Origin of the sequence: Sorangium sp. So ce1335 (assembly GCF_051521615.1) — a bacterium.
Lineage (GTDB): Bacteria > Myxococcota_A > Polyangia > Polyangiales > Polyangiaceae > Sorangium.
Map to the genome: position 1 here is coordinate 1,170,634 of NZ_CP150363.1, position 17,713 is coordinate 1,188,346.

Consider the following 17,713-nt stretch of genomic DNA (forward strand, 5'->3'; position numbering starts at 1 on the left):
GCACGTTCACGCCGGTGATCACGGACCCGTCGCTGCGCCCGTCGCGCCCGTCTCACCGAGAAGGGCGCGCACGCCCGCTGCGTGAGGGCTCGTCGGGCGCGATGCGAGGAAGCGCTGGCCCAGGTCGGCCGCGCGGGCCCGATCGCCGAGGCGGATCAGCGCCTCGATGCGGAGCACCGTGGCCTCTTCTCCCATCGCGCTTCGAGGGAACCGCTCGTCGTGGGCGTCGAGCGCCGCGAGGCACCCCGCCGCGTCGCCGGCGCCGAGGGCGTCGCGCGCGCGATCGATCATGGCGACCTGCTCGCGGAGCGCGTCGGCCGAGTCGGTGGGCGCGGATCGCGCGCGCGGCGTGGCGCTCCTCGGGCGCGGAGGGCCCGCGGCAGCGGCCGGCGCCTGGATCGGAAGGACGCTCGCCTGGGGCGGGATCGGCGCGCGCGTCACCGGCCCGGAGGGCGTCGACGCGGGCGCGACGGTCGGCGCGCTGGCGGCGGTCGGCGCGCTGGCGGCGGTCGGCGCGCTCGCAGCCGGCAGCGCGCTCGCGGCCGGCGGCTCGCTCGGGGGCGCCGCCACGGAGGGTGGCGCCGAGGGACGGAGGAGCGCGACGCCCGCGCCGAGGATGCCGGCGCCGATCAGCGTCCCGAGCCCCCACTTCGCGAGCGTCAGCAGCTTGCCCGCGGCCGCCTTCGGCGCTGCCGCGGCGCTCGCGTCAGGCGCGGCCTTCGCATCGGGCGCGGCCTCCACATCGGGCGCGGCGCTCGTCCCCGCGGCCAGCCCGGCGATGGCGAGCGCGCGCGCCCGCGCCGACGCCGACGGCGACTCGTGCTTCCACGAGCGGAGGAGCGCCTTCTCGAGATCGGTCGTCTCCTCCTCTCCGAGCTCCCGGAGCGGCTTCGGATCGGTCATCGCCTGCCTCCCCCGTGCCGCGCCCGCGCCTGGGCGCGCCTCACGATCGCGTGAAACTCCTCGCGCGCGCGCCGCAGGCGGGACGCGACGGTTCCCTTCGCGAGCCCGAGCATCGCGGCGATCTCCTCCGTCGGGACGCCCTCGAGCTCGAAGAGGACGAAGACGACGCGGAGGTCCTCCTCCATCGCGTCGAGCACCGCGTCGAGCAGCGCGCGCGCCTGCTTCATCTCCATGAGCTGCTCCGGGTTCGGCGCCTCGTCGGCCGCGGCCGCCATCGCGCCGTCGTCGCTGAGCTCGCGCCGGCGCGCCCCGGCGCGGCGCGCGTTCGCCGCGACCCCCAGCGCCGTCCCGAAGAGGAACGAGCGCTCGCGGTCGGGCGCGATCTCGTCGAGCTTCTGGTACGCGATGAGGAAGACGTGCTGCGCGGCGTCGTCGGCCGCCCCGGCGGGCACCCCGAGCCCGCGCAGCGAGCGCCAGATGAAGTCGAAATACGCGTCGACCAGCGCGCGGTAGCGCTCCGCGGAGGGCGGCGGCGCGCCGCGCCCGGTGCGCTCGGCGTCCGCCGTCACGGCCGCGTCGCGCGCCGCTTCCGCGCGTGCAGGGGGGCCGGCTCGGGTCGCGCTGATCATGGTCTACCGGCGCAATGTTCGGGGGCGGGCGCCGGGATCACGGAATCGTCAGCCCGAGCCCGAGCGCGGAGACGCCCTCGACCGGCGCCGGGTCCACGGCCCCGGCGCCCTCGACGAGGAGGCCGTCGCGCAGCAGGGGCATGCGCACCCCGGCCTCGGCGTCGAGCACGAGCGGACCCCAGAGCGGCAGCCGCGCGCGCACCGGCAGGGCGATCGCGAGCCACCCGCGCGTCGCGCTGCGCGCCGGGGCGCCGCCTCGGCGGCTCGCGGAGAGGAGGCCGCCCTCGACGCGCATGCAGGGGGCCAGGCGCAGGGCGCCGAACGTCGCGCCGAGCGGACACGCGTCGGCGGCCACGGCCGCGAGCCGGAACGACGCCGAGCCGTCCGCCGCGGGGACGTCGGAGGACGCCTCGAGGTTCGCGTGGAAGCGCAGCGGGCCGATGCCGTCGCCCGTCGCGGCGACGGGGGGCTCCGCGAAGAGGCGCGCGCCGAAGGCCCGCGGGCCGATCATCTGGCCGAAGAGCAGCTGCGCGCCGAGCGTCAGGCGCGTCGCGGCATCCTCCGCGGGCGCGGGGGGCGGCGCGGGGGCTGGCGGGGGCGGGGGCGCCGGCGGCCGCGCCCGCACGCCAGCTGCGGGCGGGCGCGGCGCCGCCGCGGCGCTCGCGGGGGCAGAAGCCGAGGAGGCGGCAGCCGCGGGGGCGGCGACCGGGGCGGGCGCCTCCGCGGCCTGGGCGCTGATGGCGAGCGCGGTCACCACCGCGAGCGCGGCGACGACATCGTCGCAGGTGTCGCCAGCGACCTCGCGGTCGGACGCCGCCCCATCTGCCGCACGGACGCCGAGGCGCCCGGTGAAGCGGCCATCGCGCCCCTCGATCGTCACGAGGTACGCGCTCGCCGCGTCCGCCTCCCCGAGGGGCCGCCGGAGCCGCGCGCCCACGCGGGCACGAAACTCCGCCTCGGTCGGGCATCCAGCCTCCGCGCGGTACTCGATGCGCAGGGGCGCAGCCGTCGGCTGAGCGCGCGCGACCGCGCCGACGGCGAGCGCCGCCGAGACCAGGAAGAGCCGCGCCGCGGCGGAGCGTGGCCTCACCATGGGGGCCACTGTCGCGCTTCGGCGTCCGGAGCGCCACCGCATCGAACATCGGCCTCGCGCGCAGAGAGCGAGTTCGACGAGAGGGCGCCAGGGCGCAAAAAGAAGAGCAAATCCGTGCATGTTTGCGTCTCTGCGCTCCTCGGGTCGTCGCGTTGGCGCCGCCGGTCGTGCCTGCCACGGGGCGCCGAGGAGGCTTGACTTCGGGGAATGCCTCTGGGTTTCCTGGACCGAGGGGGGATCCATGGTTGCAGAACCCAGCGGGGCTCCGCCGGGGCGGTGCTTTCGCCTTCTGCTGATCGAGGACAGCGCCATCGCTGCCTCGATGGTGGAGCGCCACCTCGAGGCGGTGCCGTGGCAGCGCGTCGAGCTCGCGCACGCGGCGACGCTCGCGGCGGGGCTCGCCCGCGTGAAGGAGGGGTGGGACGTCGTCCTGCTCGACCTCGGTCTGCCGGACGGCGAGGGCCTCGAGGTGGTCGCGCGCGTGCGGGACGTGGATCCGCATGTCCCGATCGTGGTGCTCACGGGCCACGACGACACGGGCCTCGCGGCGCGCGCGCTCGGCGCCTCGGTGCAGGACTACCTCGTGAAGCGCAGCCTCGACGCGGACGCGCTGTGGCGCGCGATCCGCCACGCGGTCAGCCGCCAGCAGCTCGTGACGCAGCTCGCGCGGACGATGGCGGCGGCGCGGGAGAACGAGGCCAACCTGCACCAGCTCATCGCCCGCAGCGCCGACGGGGTCGTCGTGCTGGACGCCGCCGGGACGGTGCTCTTCGCGAACCCGGCCGCGGAAGTGCTCCTCGGCGACGGGCGCCTCGTCCGCGGGCGGAGCTGCCCCGTGGCGCTCGGGGCCGGCGAGGCGACGCTCGAGCTGAGCGGACCCCCGGTCGTCCTCGACGTCCGCTGGGTCGACGTGGACTGGCAGGGGCGGCCGGCCCGGATGGCGCTCTTGCGCGACGTGACCGGGCGGCGCCGGGCCGAGGAGCTGCGGCTGCGCCTCGAGCGCAGCGAGCGGCTCGCCGCGGTCGGCCAGCTCGCGGCGGGCGTGGCGCACGAGATCAACAACCCGCTCGCGTACGTCGTGGCGAACCTGGAGCTGCTCGCGCGCGAGATAGCGCGCCTCTCGGAGGCGGGGGCTCCCACCGAGCAGCTCGCCCGGCCGCTCGCCGACGCGCGCCACGGCGCGGCGCGGGTGATGCACATCGTGCGGGACCTCGGGGGGTTCGCGCGGGCGGAGGTGAACGAGGCGATCGGACCGACCGACGTCAATGCGGTGATCGAGAGCGCGCTCAACATCGTCCACACGCAGATGAAGCACCGCGCGCGGGTCGTGCGCGAGCTCGCCCCGGTCTCCCGCGTGGGCGGGGCGGAGGGGCGCCTGACGCAGGTGTTCGTGAACCTGCTCGTCAACGCGGCGCACTCCATGCGAGAGGGGCGCGCCGCGGACAACCTCGTCGAGGTCCGCACCCGCGAGCAGGACCGGGAGGTCATCGCGGAGGTGGTGGACTCGGGCTGCGGGGTGGCGGAGGAGCACCTTCACCGGCTGTTCGAGCCGTTCTTCACGACGAAGCGCGCCGGGGAGGGGACGGGGCTCGGGCTCGCGATCTGCCGGAGCATCGTCGAGTCGTGCGGCGGGAGCATCGGGATCAGCAGCAAGGTCGGCGTGGGCACGTGCGTCCGCATCCGGCTGCCGGTGTGGGCGAGCGACGAGCCGGCGGCGCTCCCCGCGCCGGCGCGCGACGAGGGGGCGGCGCGGCGCGGCCGGATCCTCATCGTGGACGACGAGCCGCTGATCCTGCGCGCGCTGCGGGGGATCCTGGGCACGTCGCACGAGGTCGTGTGCGTGGGCTCGGGGGCGCAGGCGCAGCGGACGCTCCGGCTGGACGCCGGCTTCGACGTGGTGCTCTGCGACATCGTGATGCAGGAGGGCACGGGCATCGAGCTGCACGCGTGGCTCGAGGCGGAGCTGCCGGCGCTCGCCGAGCGGGTGCTGTTCATGACGGGGGGCGGGACCAGCGAGGTGAGCCGGCGGTTCCTGGCGGCGCACGGGGGGCGCGCGCTGGCGAAGCCGATCGATCCGGCGGAGCTGGTGAGGCGGGTCGAGGGGTTGCTGGCGGCGAGAGCAGCGGAGTCGGCGTAGCGGGCCCCATCGCTCCAAAAATCGCCCGACCGCGCACGATTCCGTGAAGGCGGCCCAGGCGGCCGGCATTCAGACGACCAGCGGCGTGCGATGTCGCAGACGTCGGTCTGCGGCGCGCCACGCCGAGCGCACGAGCGCTCATCGGAGCGTCGCGCGCCGGGGCCTCCTCGCGGAGGCGCGCCGGGGCGCGCTCGCCGGTGCACGTCAATCGCAGGTCCCGCCACGCGCGCCGGTCCTCTCCGCGCCGCGTGAACGGACGTGCTTTGCCAGGAGTGTCTCATGGTCATGAAGAACGTCGTGTCGATGCAGCCCCACCCCCGTCGCGCGTCGCGCGCCGCGCGGTCGTGCGCCGGCGCCGCGCTCCTGCTCCTCGGAGCGGTCGGCGCCGCCGCCTGCACCGCCGGGGCGCAGGACGAGGCGGAGAGCCTCGGGGAGGCCAGCCTGCTCGGAACGTACGATCTCACGAGCCGCTACACGGGCGACGTCGAGCAGACCCGCGGCTGGATCATCGAGTGGGAGGTCCCCGTGCTCCTGAACGCGAGCCAGGCGTGGACCGCCGTGGGGCAGTGGTACTTCAACCTCGAGTCGGGCATCTACCACAACCCGAGCGGCTGGCATGTCTACTACTTCGCCGACGACAACGGCATCGAGGGGAACCATCCGAGCTGCGCCCTGGGCACCTGGGATGGAGGCAGCCTCTGCGAAGGCGCGCTCAGCTCGCTTCAGCCCGGGCAGCGGGTCGCCTTCAAGTACGAGTGGTGCACGCCGTCGCGCGTCGCCGACGTGAACGGCGCCCAGATCTGCCTCTATGTCGACATGAAGGACGGCGCCGGGTGGCAGTTCCTCGCGCAGGACGCCCGCTCGACCGTCGAGATGTACGCGCACGACATCGAGCATTTCCGCGACGTGGGCCCGCAGTACACCGAGCCGCTGGTCTCCTGCGACGCGCCCATCAAGATGATCCGCCAGGAGGTGAAGACGACCTCGGGCGCCTGGCAGACCATGACGGGCGCGAGCACCTGGTCGTTCCACGACGCCGCGCCCTACGTCTACCAGAACGAGAACCTGACCGCGTCGCCGGCGACCTGGGAGGCCTGCACGTCGTCCAACAGCTGCAGCGGCGTGCCCGCGTGGGCGTCGGCGCAGGCCTACCCGCCCGCGACCCAGGTCACCAGCGGCGGCAAGCTGTACGCCGCGAAATGGCACATCGGGTGGTCGCACCCGAGCTGCCCGCCGAGCAACCCGGCCTCCTGGTGCCCCGCCGAGTGGACCGAGATCGGCCCCTGCAACTGACCGCGATCCCGGCGCGCCGCTCCCCGCGGCGCGCCCCTTCCTCTCGGGCCTCGTCAGGGGAGCCGATCGTGCGGCAGGTCGTCCTGGACGCCGTCGACCACCGGGCGGGACGAGCTCCCGGCGCGGTACATCAGGTCCTGCCAGACGATCGCGTCGCGCGTGGGGAAGGCGCTCGTCAGATCGAGGACGGCCTGGCCGTTCCTGACCAGCTGGAACCCGGGGCGGTCGTTCACGCTCAAGGGCGCGTCGAAGAACTGGAGCCCCGCGGCGACGTCCTTCCCGTGGCTCATGCCGCCCGACGTGATCTGGATGCGCCCGCTCGACCTCAGCATGCCGAGCGCGAAGACCCGATCGAGGAAGGGAACATTGTTCTTCGATGTGAACAGCTCGGGCTGCTTCGCGGGATCCGGCTGCGCGCCGCTCGGGTGCATGCGGTGCGCGTAGTACAGCACGTCGCGCACGATCGCCGGCTGCCGGCGCGTCTTGAACCACGTCGTGTAATAGGCCGTCAGATCGTACGTCGCGTACTGCATCGCCGAGTTGGGCCTGAGCGCGTGTCCCTCGTAGTGGTCGTTCCAGGTGAGGATCTGGACCATCTTCACGCCGGTGTCGATGGCGGCCTTCCAGCTCTTGTACTGCGTCTGGAAGCCCGCGGTCTCGACCACCTTGTGCCCGCTCGGCCTGTGGTCCGTGTGGCCGACGGGCGGGGAGTAGGGGACCCCGTTCGCGTCGCCCCAGGCCTTCAGGGTATCGAGGCTCGAGGTGAAGTTGCTGCTGTGGGGGAGGATGTCCCAGCGCGAGAAGGTCGCTCCCGCCATGAACGGCTTCATCGCGCTGCGGTTCGCCTCGGTGGGCTCGAGCAGGGTGCCCCACATCACCGCGTCGATGCCGTGCCTCGTCCTGAGCTGATCGAAGAACTCCGCGTACCAGGACGGGGAGAGCCTCTCGGGCCTGAAGCTGCCGACGAGGTACTTGCCGTTACGCTTCATCCACGAGGGGTGGTTCTTCAGCGTGGCGACGTGGTCGGCCCTTTCCCGGGGATTGTTCTCCTCGGGCTCCTTGTTCGCGAGGATGTGGCTGTCGATGTTGGGGATGACGTGGAAGGGCGCGGCCGGGTTCGCGGCGTTGAACTCGTCGGCCGCGTCCATCATGTTGGTGAGCCACCTCCAGCGGCTGTCCGTGGGCCCGAACCAGAAGTTGATCAGGAAGCCATCGATGCCGACGGCCGCGGCGGTCTCGATGTCGAGCCGCATGTCGCGCTTGCGCCAGTCCGTCTCCGTCGGCGGGACGGGCAGGATCGGGACGGGTCGATCGCGCAGCCACCCGCCGATCGGAGCGTACGTCCCCGTGGGCTGGAGCCAGCCCGTGTAGTTGTCCACGGCCTTGCCCCCGGTCGTGGTGAACTGCCGGACGGGGAAGTTGTGCCAGTGGGCGAAGACCTTGTACTCGCTGGACGCGAGCTCGGCCCTCGGCGGCATGTCGAAGGCGAGGAGCGCGTTGCTCATCTCGAAAGACGCCTTGGCCGCGGCCGCTCCGGCGGCGTCCGCAGTCAGGGCGCCGTCCTCGGCGGAGGGCGTCGACACGTCATGTCCCTGGAGCTCCGTCTGCTCCGGCCCGTCGCCCGGCTCGGCGCCGGGCATCGCGCAGGCGGACAGCGCCGCCGCGCCAGCGAGGAGGGCGAAACCGTACTTCAGCCGGGAAAAGAACAAGCTCGGCAAAGGACCCTTCTTTCTTCGATCGCCTTCGATCGACGCGATGACGAGGCCTGATCCACCCTCGCTCGTGCGCTCGCGGGGTCATGTCGGAGCCGCGGAGGTCTGACGCTCTCGTGCGCTGCGCGGCGCGCTATCGAGAGGGCTCTCGGCGCGGGAGTCGCCCTCCTCACGCCCGCGTGGACCGCCAACCTATCCAGGGCACAGCGCGAGGGGCACCGCCGCCGCGCGCATCGCGGCGCGCATCCGGGCGCGCACGCGCTGCCCTCCGTGGCCACAGGGCCGCCGTCGCCGGATGACCCCGGGATGTTCCAAGGACTTCAACGCTCACGAAGCTACGCTTGCATGATATGTCATGATCGCTCGACTGGCAACCACAAACGCCGGGCGGGCGCATGCCCTTTCGAGGCGGTTTACACTACTTCACAGGCGTGCCTCGGTCGCCGCGCGTGCCGGCGTGTTCTGCGCGCCTGCGGGGCCCGTGGGCGCCGCGGGCGCGTCCCGCGCCGGCGCGCGGGGGGGAGGCGACCGGCGCGGCCGGCGCGGCAGCGTGCTTGCGCGAGCGGAGTGGCGCCCCTATGTTCGCGCCCGCGTCCCCGCCGGCGGTGCACCTGTGCGCTGCATGTGTCGTGCGGTGATCGCGCTGCCCCTACCGTGGTAGCAAGGAGATGAAGATGGCGATCTCGATGTATCAGGCGTCGGTCCCCGTGCTCGTGAGGATGCTCGGCAACCTCGCGTCGATCCTTACCAAGGCCGTTGCGTATGCCGAGGCGAAGAAGATCGAGCCTCGCGTCCTGCTCGACGCGCGGCTCGCCCCGGACATGCTGTCGCTCACGCGCCAGGTGCAGATCGCAACGGACACGGCCAAGGGCTGTGGGGCGCGGCTCGCCGGGGTCGACGTGCCGAAGTACGAGGACAACGAGGCGAGCTTCGACGAGCTACAGGCCCGCATCGCGAAGACGGTCGCGTTCCTGAACGGCCTGCGGCGCGAGCAGATCGACGGCTCCGAGGATCGCGACGTCACGATCCCCACGCGCGGCCAGGCATTGCAGTTCAAGGGCCTGCCTTACCTCCTCAACTTCGTCCTGCCCAACTTCTATTTTCACGTGACGACCGCCTACGCCATCCTGCGCCACAACGGCCTCGATGTCGGCAAGATGGATTTCCTGGGCCAGCCCTGACGAGCAGCGGTCACCCGCTTCCTGCCCCACGGTAGGCCCCCGGAGGAACCCCCTCACGCGCGCCCCTATCTGTCGCCCGCTCCACCGTCGTCCTCCGCCGGAGGAGCCGGCCGCTCGCCCGCCGCGACCTGGAGCTCCCGCACGATGGAGAGCAGCGCCGCACAGCAGAACCGCTCGACAACGGACCCGTCGGGCGCCAGCTCGAAGCTCGGCGGCCCGCCGTGGATCGGACACGCCACGTCGGCGTACTTCGACTCGAGATCCTTCAGGACGCTCTCATCCACCTCGCGGACCTCGATGTCCCCGGTCGCAAGCGCTTCTTCGTTCTCGTGGGTCGTCATGCGGCGCACGCTAGCACGAAGGGCACCGCGCCTCGCGCGCTCACCTCGTGTCCTGGCGGCCTCATCCTCCGACGCACGGACGTCAGCGCCGGGCTGCTCACCCGTCGTCCGAGATCAAGAGACAAAATAGCAGCGCCGCCGGGCGCCTCGGGGGGTAAGCGGAGGCCGCCGGCGGAGCTGGCCGGCTGATAAGCACCCTCCGTACCAGGACCACACCCCCGGGAATCCCCGCAATACGCCGTGGGCATCGCCCCGATGCCTTTCGGTCCTGCGAGGCGCGCCTTTCACGGTTGCAGGACCGCAACGCCGCTGCCGGGCCGATTCTCCTCCGCAGCGGCCGCGGCGGCGGCTAGCTTCGCAGGCATGAGCCGCCTGAACACGACAACAGCCGTCACCCTGGCGCTGCAGCTCCTGGCCGCGTGCAGCGCGCCTTCGCCCAGGCCGCCGGAGCAGCCCGCCGCGGCCCCGACCACCGCGGCCCCCGCTCCGCCTGCCGCGCCCGCCGCCTCTGCAGCCGGAGCGCGCCTGCCGTATCCGGCGACCGCGAAGCGGCCCGTCACGAACGAGTACCACGGCACCCGCGTCGTCGACGAGTACCAGTGGCTCGAGGACGGAAGCTCCCCCGAGGTCCAGCGCTGGATCGCCGAGCAGAACCGGCTCTCGCGCGGCTACCTCGACGCGCTGCCCATGCGCGGCGCCGTCCGGGCGCGCATCCAGGAGATCATGTCGGCGACCTCCGCGAACTACTTCGCGCTCGAAGAGGCCGGCGGTCAGCTCTTCGCGCTCAAGGCGCAGCCGCCGAAGCAGCAGCCTTCCCTCGTCGCCCTGAGGTCCGCGGGCGAGCCCGCGACCGAGCGGATCCTCGTCGACCCGGAGGTCATCGACCCGAAAGGGCACACGACCATCGACTGGTTCGTCCCCTCGCGCGACGGCAAGAAGATCGCTGTCTCGATGTCCGAGGGAGGCAGCGAGAACGGCACCGTGCGCGTCTACGACGTCGCGACGGGCAAGGAGACGGGCGACACCGTCCCTTACGCGAGCAGCGGCACCGCGGGCGGCAGCCTCGCGTGGAGCGGCGACGGCAAGGGGTTCTACTTCACGCGGCACCCGCGCCCCGGCGAGCGCCCGCAGGAGGACATGGGCTTCTTCCAGCAGATCTTCTTCCACAAGCTCGGCACGCCGGAGAAGGAGGACAAGTACTCGTTCGGCAAGGAGTTCCCCCGCATCGCCGAGGTGGAGCTCACGACGAGCGAGAGCGGCAAGCTCGTGCACGCCAGCGTGCAGAACGGCGACGGAGGCGAGTACTGGCATTACCTCCTCGACGCCTCGGGCAAGTGGACCCGCTTCGCCGATCTGCCGGACAAGATCATCCGGGCCAGGTTCGGCGTCGACGACCGGCTCTATCTCCTCTCGCGCAAGGACGCGCCGCGCGGCAAGGTGGTGCGCCTCTCCCCGGGCAAGCTCGACCTCGCGAAGGCGGAGCTCGTCGTGCCCGAGGGCGAGGCGGTGATCCAGGACTTCTTGCCCACGCGGACGCGGCTCTACGTCCGGGATCTGCTCGGCGGCCCCTCCCAGGTCCGCGCCTTCGACCTGAAGGGCAAGGCGCTCGGGGCGGTGCCGGTCCCGCCGATCTCCTCGGTGCGCCAGCTCGTGCGCGCGGCAGGCGACGACGTGCTGTTCCGCGGCGTCAGCTACACCGAGCCGGCCGCCTGGTACGCGTACTCGGCCAGGGACGGCAAGGTGACGAAGACGGCGCTCGCGATGACGTCCCCTGTCTCTTTTGCCGACGTGGAGGTCTCACGCGAGATGTGCGCCTCGAAGGACGGGACCAAGGTGCCTGTCAACATCGTGCGCCGCAAGGACACTCCGCTCGACGGAACCGCGCCGGCGCTGCTCACGGGATACGGGGGTTACGGGGTCAGCATCGCCCCGGGGTTCGACCCGATCTGGCGGGTGTGGTTCGACAAGGGAGGGGTGATCGCGGTCGCCAACGTGCGGGGCGGCGGCGAGTTCGGCGAGGCGTGGCACCGCGGCGGCAACCTGCTCAACAAGCAGAACGTCTTCGACGACTTCGCGGCGTGCGCGAAGCACCTCGTCGAGCGGCGCTTCACGAGCCCGGAGCGGCTCGCCATCACCGGCCGCTCGAACGGCGGCCTGCTCATGGGAGCGCAGCTCACGCAGCACCCGGAGATGTACAAGGCGGTCGTCTCGCACGTCGGCATCTACGACATGCTCCGGGTGGAGCTCACCCCGAACGGCGCCTTCAACGTGACCGAGTTCGGCACGGTGAAGGATCCCGAGCAGTTCAAGGCGCTCCATGCCTACTCGCCGTACCACCGTGTCAAGGACGGGACCGCGTACCCGGCGACCCTGTTCCTGACGGGCGCGAACGACGTGCGGGTGGATCCGTTCCATTCGCGGAAGATGGCGGCGCGCATGCAGGCGGCCACGTCGAGCCCGGCGCCCATCCTGCTCCGGGCGAGCGGCTCGACGGGGCACGGGCTCGGCACGCCGCTGTCCGAGCAGATCGAGGAGCAGACCGACGTGTTCTCGTTCCTCTTCGAGCAGCTCGGGATCGCGTCCCCGCCGGCGGAGGGGGAGGGGGCGCCCCGCTGACGCGGCGGCCGCGGGCCGCTCTCCGGTCAGGCGCGCGGAGAGCGGCCGCACCCCCGTCCGGCGTGCGGCCGCGGCCGGATCGAGGCGCGTCTCGTGGACGCGCCTCGACGTATCAGGTCGTTGCCAGGTCTCGGACTACCAGGTGCTGAAGTACGCCCACGCCTGGTTGCCGGCGGACGCCTCGAAGCAGTAGCCGCCGTTGCGCTTCGCGGGCAGCGAGATGTTGCCGCCGTTGCAGGTCACGGCCGTGCCGTTGACCTCGAACGTGCGGCCGCTCGCGAAGTTGCCGCAGTTCGCGCCGGTCAGGTTCGCCGTGGTCTCGAAGCAGCGCGCGCCCGTGCCGAGGTTGCCCGAGTTGTAGCTCGGACCGGCGAACGCGGTGGGGCCGGTGCACAGGCCGCCGCACGGCGTCGAGACGGCCTGGCAGACGCCGGCCACGCAGTTCTGGCTCGTGCAGTCCGCGTTGACGCTGCACGTATCGCCGTTCGCGCAGTCGGCGGTGCACGCGCCGCCGCAGTCGACGTCGGTCTCGGTGCCGTTCTGCACGCCGTCCGTGCAGGTCGGCGCGGTGCCGCCGTTGATCACGCTCACGCCGAGGGCCTGGAGCCACGACGTCACCGAGTAGCGCGCCGAGGTGTCGAGCCGCGTGTGCCAGTTGGTCTGCGACGGGTTCGAGCCGGGCGCGGACGGGAACGTGTAGTAGGCGTTGACGCCCACGACGATGAGATCGGTCGAGCTCTGGCGGTAGAGCGGGCCGCCCGAGTCGCCGAAGCACAGGCTCGCGTAGGAGGTGCTGGCGGAGTAGCCCGGCGTGAGCACGTACGACGCCGCGACGTCGTTGATGGCGGTGCCAGAGACGTAGGAGCCGGGGTGATTCAGGATCGAGGAAGCCGCCGCGGTGAGGTTCTGGAGCTTGAAGAGGCCGCCTCCGGTGCCGTTCGCGTTCTCGCAGCCGTAGCCGGTCGCCACGACGGGATCGCCCACCGCGACCGGCGCCCCGTCCACCACGGCGGCCGGGATCGTCGGCGAGAGCTCGTTGACGACGACCACCGCGACGTCGGGCGTGTGCCCCGGGTTCAGGACGTTGACCCCGCAATCGGGCGCTCCCGCCGCCCGCGCGGCGGCGCAGTCCGCGGTCCAGGCCGGGTGGATGTACGTCTGCTCGATCGTCAGGTTGACGTAGGGCGAGATCGGGGGCGTGTTGTCGGCGCTGACCGAGTAGGTGGCGCCCGGCCCGTAGCCCGCGCTCACCGCGCCGGTGAGCACGTCGTTCACGCAATGGGCGGCGGTCAGGAAGTGACGGGGGCCGACCTTCGCCGCGGTGCACCCCGGGCCGAGGACGGTGGAGGGGTACTCCGTTTCGAGCGCCGGCTGCCCGCCGATCAGCTCGTCTTCCGCGGCGCTGATCTCCTCGGCGGTGTCGCCATAGCCCTGCACGCTGCAGGCGACCGTAAACAGGGACAGCAAAGCATAGACGGATGCGCGCACTTGTTGCTTCTCCTGTCGCCCCGATGCGCGCGTGATGGCCCCGCGCCGCCGCCTCTCCGCCGCCTGGCGCGCGCCCGGGAGGCGCTGCGCGCCCGCCTGTGGCGCCCGCGCGCGACGAGCCGTTCCGCGCTGAGCGCGGCCTCGAGGCGCGGGGGCCGGCGGATCGCGTGCCCCTCGTGGGTCCGCGTCGACTGCGTGCAAGGAAGCGTGGCTGTCCAACGGGACTGCCCGCGCGGGATCACGTCGTGCTCGGTCCGACGCGCACTGTTTAGGCCGCTCGGTTACGTCCAGCCAATTCGTATGCAGCATGGACGTTATGAATGTGATGCATGACACACTTGCGACGCCGTCCTGTTGCGCGCCGACGGACGCCGTGCAGCGGTTCCTTGAAACTGAACCGATTAAGTGTCTGGTCGGCCGCGGTCCTTGTACAGCCATGTGATCGACGCAGTCGCGTCAACGCGCAGCCGTGCGCTCTGTCGTGGACCCGCAGCGCGAGGGCGCGAGGGGCAATCAGGGGCAATCAGGCATAACCGAGCGCTCGGTTCGCGGTGCTCCCCGTTGCAAGCCCGGCTGCGCAGGGGGTAGCCTGCCCGCGGTCGCGCGATCGACGCGACGGGGGTGTGAATCTTCAGCCGGAGCCGGGGAAGGGAGTCGCCGTGAGGTCACGCACGATCGAGGCCGTAGCTGCATTTGCCCTGTTCGCCATCGGGACTGTCGCGTGCGGCAAGAGCGGGAACGACGCGCCGTCGTCGCCCTCGCCCTCGGCTTCGTCCGCGCCCGCCGCGCCGGAGCCAGCCTCGGTGACGCTGACGTACTGGGCGAGCAACCAGGCACCCAGCGTCGAGGACGACGAGAAAGTCCTGCAGCCCGAGCTCGACAAGTTCGAGAAGCAGACCGGGATCAAGGTCAAATTCGAGGTCATCCCCTGGTCCGACCTGCTCAACCGCATCCTCGGCGCGACGACGAGCGGCAAGGGCCCCGACGTGCTCAACATCGGCAACTCGTGGTCTGCGTCGCTCCAGGCGACCGGCGCGCTCCTGCCGTTCGACGACGCGACGCTCGCCAGGATCGGCGGCAAGGACCGGTTCATCCCCGCGAGCATGTCCGCCACCGGGGCGCCGGGCCAGCCCCCCGCGTCGGTGCCGCTCTACGGGCTCGCTTACGGGCTGTTCTACAACAAGAGGCTGTTCGCCGACGCGGGCGTCGAGAAGCCGCCGTCCACGTGGGCGGAGCTCATCGCCGTCGCCAAGAAGCTCACCGACCCGCAGAGCGGCCGTTACGGCCTCGCGATCATGGGCGCGAGCTACAGCGAGAACGCCCACTTCGCGTTCATGTTCGGCCGGCAGCACGGCGCGAGCATCTTCGACGGCAAGCAGCCCCGGTTCGACGACCCGCAGATGGTCTCCGGCGTCAAGCAGTACATCGATCTGCTCGGCGTCCACAAGGTCGTGAACCCGAGCAACGCCGAGTACGTGAACGACACGCAGATCCTCAAGGATTTCGCCGCCGGCAAGGCGGGGATGCTCATGATCCAGAGCTACGCCGCCGCGGCGATCGAGCAGAACGGCCTCGCCCGCGACGCCTACGGCGTGGCGCCGGTCCCGCTGCCCGACCCGCTGCCCGCGAACGGCAAGCGGGTGAACAGCCACGTGGCCGGCATCAACATCGCCGTCTTCGAGGACAGCAAGAACCGGGACGCCGCGCTCAGGTTCGTCGAGTTCATGACGAGCCCCGAGGAGCAGCGGATCCTGAGCGCCGCCTTCAACTCGCTCCCTGTCGTGACGGCCGCCTACGCCGACGAGCGCTTCAACACCGAGAACATCCAGGTGTTCCAGAAGGTGCTGGCAGAGACGGCGGAGTCGATGCCGATGATCGAGGAGACGGCGCAGTTCGAGACGCTCGTCGGCACGGCGATGAGGGACCTCCTCGCCGAGGCTGCCTCCGGCAAGGCGGTGGACGACGCCGCGATCCGCGCCAAGCTGACGAAGGCAAAACAGCAGATGGCGAGCGGCAAGTAATGCGCGACGGCGGCGCTGGCGGCGCCGGGGGAGAGGCGCCTCGCCCCGACGGCGCCGCGGCCCCGGCGCGCGCCGTCGCGAGGCCGCCCGCGGCCTCGCCCGTCCAGGGGCTCACCGCGGGCGCGGTGAAGACCTGACGGGGGTTGACTTCGAGCGCGCTCGAACGGCTACGTTCCGGCGCATGACCACATCGCAACGCAAGATCGGTTCGGGGTACGGGGAACGCAGCACCGCCGAGGAGGTGCTGAGAGGCATCGATCTCACCGGAAAGCTCGCCATCGTCACCGGCGGCTATTCGGGCATCGGCCTTCAGACGACGCGCGCGCTCGCCCGTGCCGGCGCCCGCGTCATCGTGCCGGCGCGGCGGCCGTCCACAGCTCGGGAAGCGGTCGCCGTCTCCGGGGATCCGCTGGCGGATCGGGTCGAGGTGGACCAGCTCGACCTGGGCGATCTCGACAGCGTGCGCGGCTTCGCCGAGCGCTTCCTTGCGTCGGGCCGGCGCGTCGACCTCCTCATCGCCAATGCCGGTATCGCGCTCTGTCCGGAAACGCGGATCGGCCCCGGCTGGGAGGCGCAGTTCGCCACGAACCACCTCGGCCACTTCGCGCTCGTCAACCGGCTGTGGCCCGCCGTGGCGCGGGACGGCGCCGCGCGCGTCGTGTCCGTCTCGTCGGGCGCCCACGGCATCACCGGGATCCGGTGGGACGACGTGCACTTCACCCGCGGCTACGACAAGTGGCAGGCCTACGGGCAGGCGAAGACGGCGAACGTGCTGTTCGCCGTGCACCTCGACCGGCTCGGCCGGGATGCCGGCGTACGGGCGTTCGCGGTCCACCCCGGCATGATCATGACCCCGCTCCAGCGCCACCTCACCCGGGAGGAGCTCGTCGCGATCGGCTGGATCGACGAGCACGGCAACGCGGTCGAGCCGGCCCTCAAGACGCCGGAGCAGGGCGCCGCGACGCAGGTCTGGGCGGCGACGTCGCCGCGGCTCGCCGGTCTGGGCGGGGTCTACTGCCAGGACTGCGACGTCGCGGACCTGGCCGCAGACGGGAGGCCCGGCGTCGCCCGGCACGCGATCGACCCCGACGAAGCGGCCCGCCTGTGGGCGCTGTCGGCCGAGCTGACCGGCGTCGACGCGTTCACCGCCGCAGGCGCGCGCGGCGCCTGAGCGGCCCTCCCTTCCGGCCGGCGCGCCGACGCCGATCGGCGCGCCAACGCCGATGTCCGCCTGGCGACCTTGTGGGCCCCGCGACATGCCTTCAGCGCATGAGAACGAGCCCTCCTTCTCAATTTCCGACCTTCATGCCAGGCTCCTCCGCGCACACGGCAGCACGCTCCATAACAACACAGTTCGTGGAGGACGGACCATGAAGGCATCCCAGGATACCCTTGAATTCTACACACGCCCCGCGGCGATGACGTCCGGCGGCGCGCACGCGGCCAGGTTCGCCGAGCTGCCCAGCGACGTCCCCTCGCTCGTCCGTGTCGTGCAGGGCTTGCTGCTCCACCAGCACTGGGCGCAGGCCTACGGCGTGGAGCTCTCGGACGAGCGCCGCGGCGAGTCCCACCTCCGACCTGTGGACCGGATGCTGGATCGCGTCCTCGCCCTCGACGCCCGGCCCTTCTCGGTCGCCCGGCCGCCCGACGCGCGCCTCGTCGGCAATTGCCGTCATTTCACGGTGCTCCTCACCGCCCTGCTGCGCGCCAGGGGGATCCCTGCGCGGGCGCGCTGCGGCTTCGCCGGGTATTTCAACACCGGCACCTTCGTGGATCACTGGGTCTGCGAGCACTGGAGTGCCGCCGAGGCGCGCTGGGTCCTCGTCGACGCGCAGATCGACGACGTCCAGCGCGCGGCGCTGAAGCCCGACTTCGACGCGCTCGACGTTCCGCGCGACCGCTTCGTCGTCGCGGGCGACGCGTGGGCGAAGGGCCGCGCCGGCGAGGTCGATCCGATGAAGTTCGGCTTCCTCGACGAGGGCGGCCTCTGGTTCATCGACGGGAACCTCGTGCGCGACCTCGCCGCGCTCAACAACATGGAGATGCTGCCCTGGGATTGCTGGGGCGCGATGAGCCGCCCCGAGGAGGCGCACGGGGACGACCGGCTCGCGCTGTTCGACGGGCTCGCCGCGATCACGCGCTCGCCCGACGCTTGCTTCGCCGACCTTCGCGCGACGTACGACGGCGACGAGCGCCTGCGGGTGCCGGCGACCGTCCTCAACGCCGTGCTGAACCGTGAAGACACGATCTGAACGGCCGCCGCCCGCTCCGCGCTCGGCCCCGGAGCGCGGTCGCTCTG

Annotated in this window: 14 protein-coding genes; 8 read left to right on the plus strand and 6 right to left on the minus strand. The window is 72.1% G+C overall.

The genetic code is table 11. The annotated features are described in order from the left end of the window. Positions 1 to 18: 18 nt before the first annotated feature. Genes WMF24_RS04260 through WMF24_RS04270 form a run of 3 tightly spaced genes read right to left on the minus strand, consistent with a single transcriptional unit; the run spans position 19 to position 2,625 of the window. The gene (locus WMF24_RS04260; protein ID WP_437735059.1) at positions 19 to 903 is read right to left on the minus strand and encodes a hypothetical protein; all 885 of its coding nucleotides are present in this window, start codon (positions 901 to 903) and stop codon (positions 19 to 21) included. Then, positions 900 to 1,532: an RNA polymerase sigma factor gene (locus WMF24_RS04265; protein ID WP_437735060.1), complete on the minus strand. Its 633-nt coding sequence runs from the start codon at positions 1,530 to 1,532 to the stop codon at positions 900 to 902. The genes WMF24_RS04260 and WMF24_RS04265 overlap by 4 nt, the downstream gene beginning before the upstream one ends. A 37-nt stretch (positions 1,533 to 1,569) precedes the next feature. Further along, positions 1,570 to 2,625, minus strand: coding sequence for a hypothetical protein (locus tag WMF24_RS04270; RefSeq protein ID WP_437735061.1), 1,056 nt, complete (start codon positions 2,623 to 2,625; stop codon positions 1,570 to 1,572). A 241-nt stretch (positions 2,626 to 2,866) separates the two neighbouring features. Between WMF24_RS04270 and WMF24_RS04275 the strand changes: the two genes are divergently transcribed. Both WMF24_RS04275 and WMF24_RS04280 read left to right on the plus strand, forming a co-directional pair. After that, positions 2,867 to 4,762, plus strand: coding sequence for a response regulator (locus tag WMF24_RS04275; protein WP_437735062.1), 1,896 nt, complete (start codon positions 2,867 to 2,869; stop codon positions 4,760 to 4,762). 279 nt (positions 4,763 to 5,041) lie between these two features. Continuing rightward, a complete protein-coding gene (locus WMF24_RS04280; protein WP_437735063.1) occupies positions 5,042 to 6,055 on the plus strand; it encodes a hypothetical protein in 1,014 nt (337 codons plus the stop codon). Between the two features lie 53 nt (positions 6,056 to 6,108). Here WMF24_RS04280 and WMF24_RS04285 read toward each other — a convergent pair whose 3' ends face one another. Then, entirely contained in the window at positions 6,109 to 7,773 is a 1,665-nt protein-coding gene (locus tag WMF24_RS04285) for an endo-1,3-alpha-glucanase family glycosylhydrolase (protein ID WP_437735064.1), read from the minus strand. Between the two features lie 668 nt (positions 7,774 to 8,441). On the opposite strand from WMF24_RS04285, the gene WMF24_RS04290 reads away from it, so the two are divergent. Continuing rightward, positions 8,442 to 8,948 (plus strand): DUF1993 domain-containing protein, encoded by a 507-nt coding sequence (locus tag WMF24_RS04290; protein ID WP_437735065.1) that lies wholly within the window; start codon positions 8,442 to 8,444, stop codon positions 8,946 to 8,948. Positions 8,949 to 9,013: 65 nt separating this feature from the next. On the opposite strand, the gene WMF24_RS04295 is transcribed toward WMF24_RS04290, so the two are convergent. Further along, positions 9,014 to 9,289, minus strand: coding sequence for a hypothetical protein (locus WMF24_RS04295; protein WP_437735066.1), 276 nt, complete (start codon positions 9,287 to 9,289; stop codon positions 9,014 to 9,016). 363 nt (positions 9,290 to 9,652) lie between these two features. Between WMF24_RS04295 and WMF24_RS04300 the strand changes: the two genes are divergently transcribed. Continuing rightward, positions 9,653 to 11,905, plus strand: coding sequence for a prolyl oligopeptidase family serine peptidase (locus WMF24_RS04300; RefSeq protein WP_437735067.1), 2,253 nt, complete (start codon positions 9,653 to 9,655; stop codon positions 11,903 to 11,905). 135 nt (positions 11,906 to 12,040) lie between these two features. On the opposite strand, the gene WMF24_RS04305 is transcribed toward WMF24_RS04300, so the two are convergent. Next, the gene (locus WMF24_RS04305; RefSeq protein WP_437735068.1) at positions 12,041 to 13,372 is read right to left on the minus strand and encodes a trypsin-like serine protease; all 1,332 of its coding nucleotides are present in this window, start codon (positions 13,370 to 13,372) and stop codon (positions 12,041 to 12,043) included. Positions 13,373 to 14,052: 680 nt separating this feature from the next. On the opposite strand from WMF24_RS04305, the gene WMF24_RS04310 reads away from it, so the two are divergent. The 4 genes from WMF24_RS04310 to WMF24_RS04325 all read left to right on the plus strand — a co-directional run bounded on the left by WMF24_RS04310 (position 14,053) and on the right by WMF24_RS04325 (position 17,666). After that, on the plus strand, positions 14,053 to 15,414 hold the full coding sequence (locus WMF24_RS04310) for an ABC transporter substrate-binding protein (RefSeq protein WP_437735069.1): 1,362 nt from the start codon (positions 14,053 to 14,055) through the stop codon (positions 15,412 to 15,414). Beyond that, on the plus strand, positions 15,414 to 15,551 hold the full coding sequence (locus tag WMF24_RS04315; RefSeq protein ID WP_437735070.1) for a hypothetical protein: 138 nt from the start codon (positions 15,414 to 15,416) through the stop codon (positions 15,549 to 15,551). Before WMF24_RS04310 ends, WMF24_RS04315 begins: the two co-directional genes overlap by 1 nt. A gap of 44 nt (positions 15,552 to 15,595) precedes the next feature. Continuing rightward, on the plus strand, positions 15,596 to 16,585 hold the full coding sequence (locus tag WMF24_RS04320) for an SDR family NAD(P)-dependent oxidoreductase (protein ID WP_437735071.1): 990 nt from the start codon (positions 15,596 to 15,598) through the stop codon (positions 16,583 to 16,585). 199 nt (positions 16,586 to 16,784) lie between these two features. After that, a complete protein-coding gene (locus WMF24_RS04325; RefSeq protein ID WP_437735072.1) occupies positions 16,785 to 17,666 on the plus strand; it encodes a transglutaminase-like domain-containing protein in 882 nt (293 codons plus the stop codon). Positions 17,667 to 17,713: the final 47 nt, after the last annotated feature.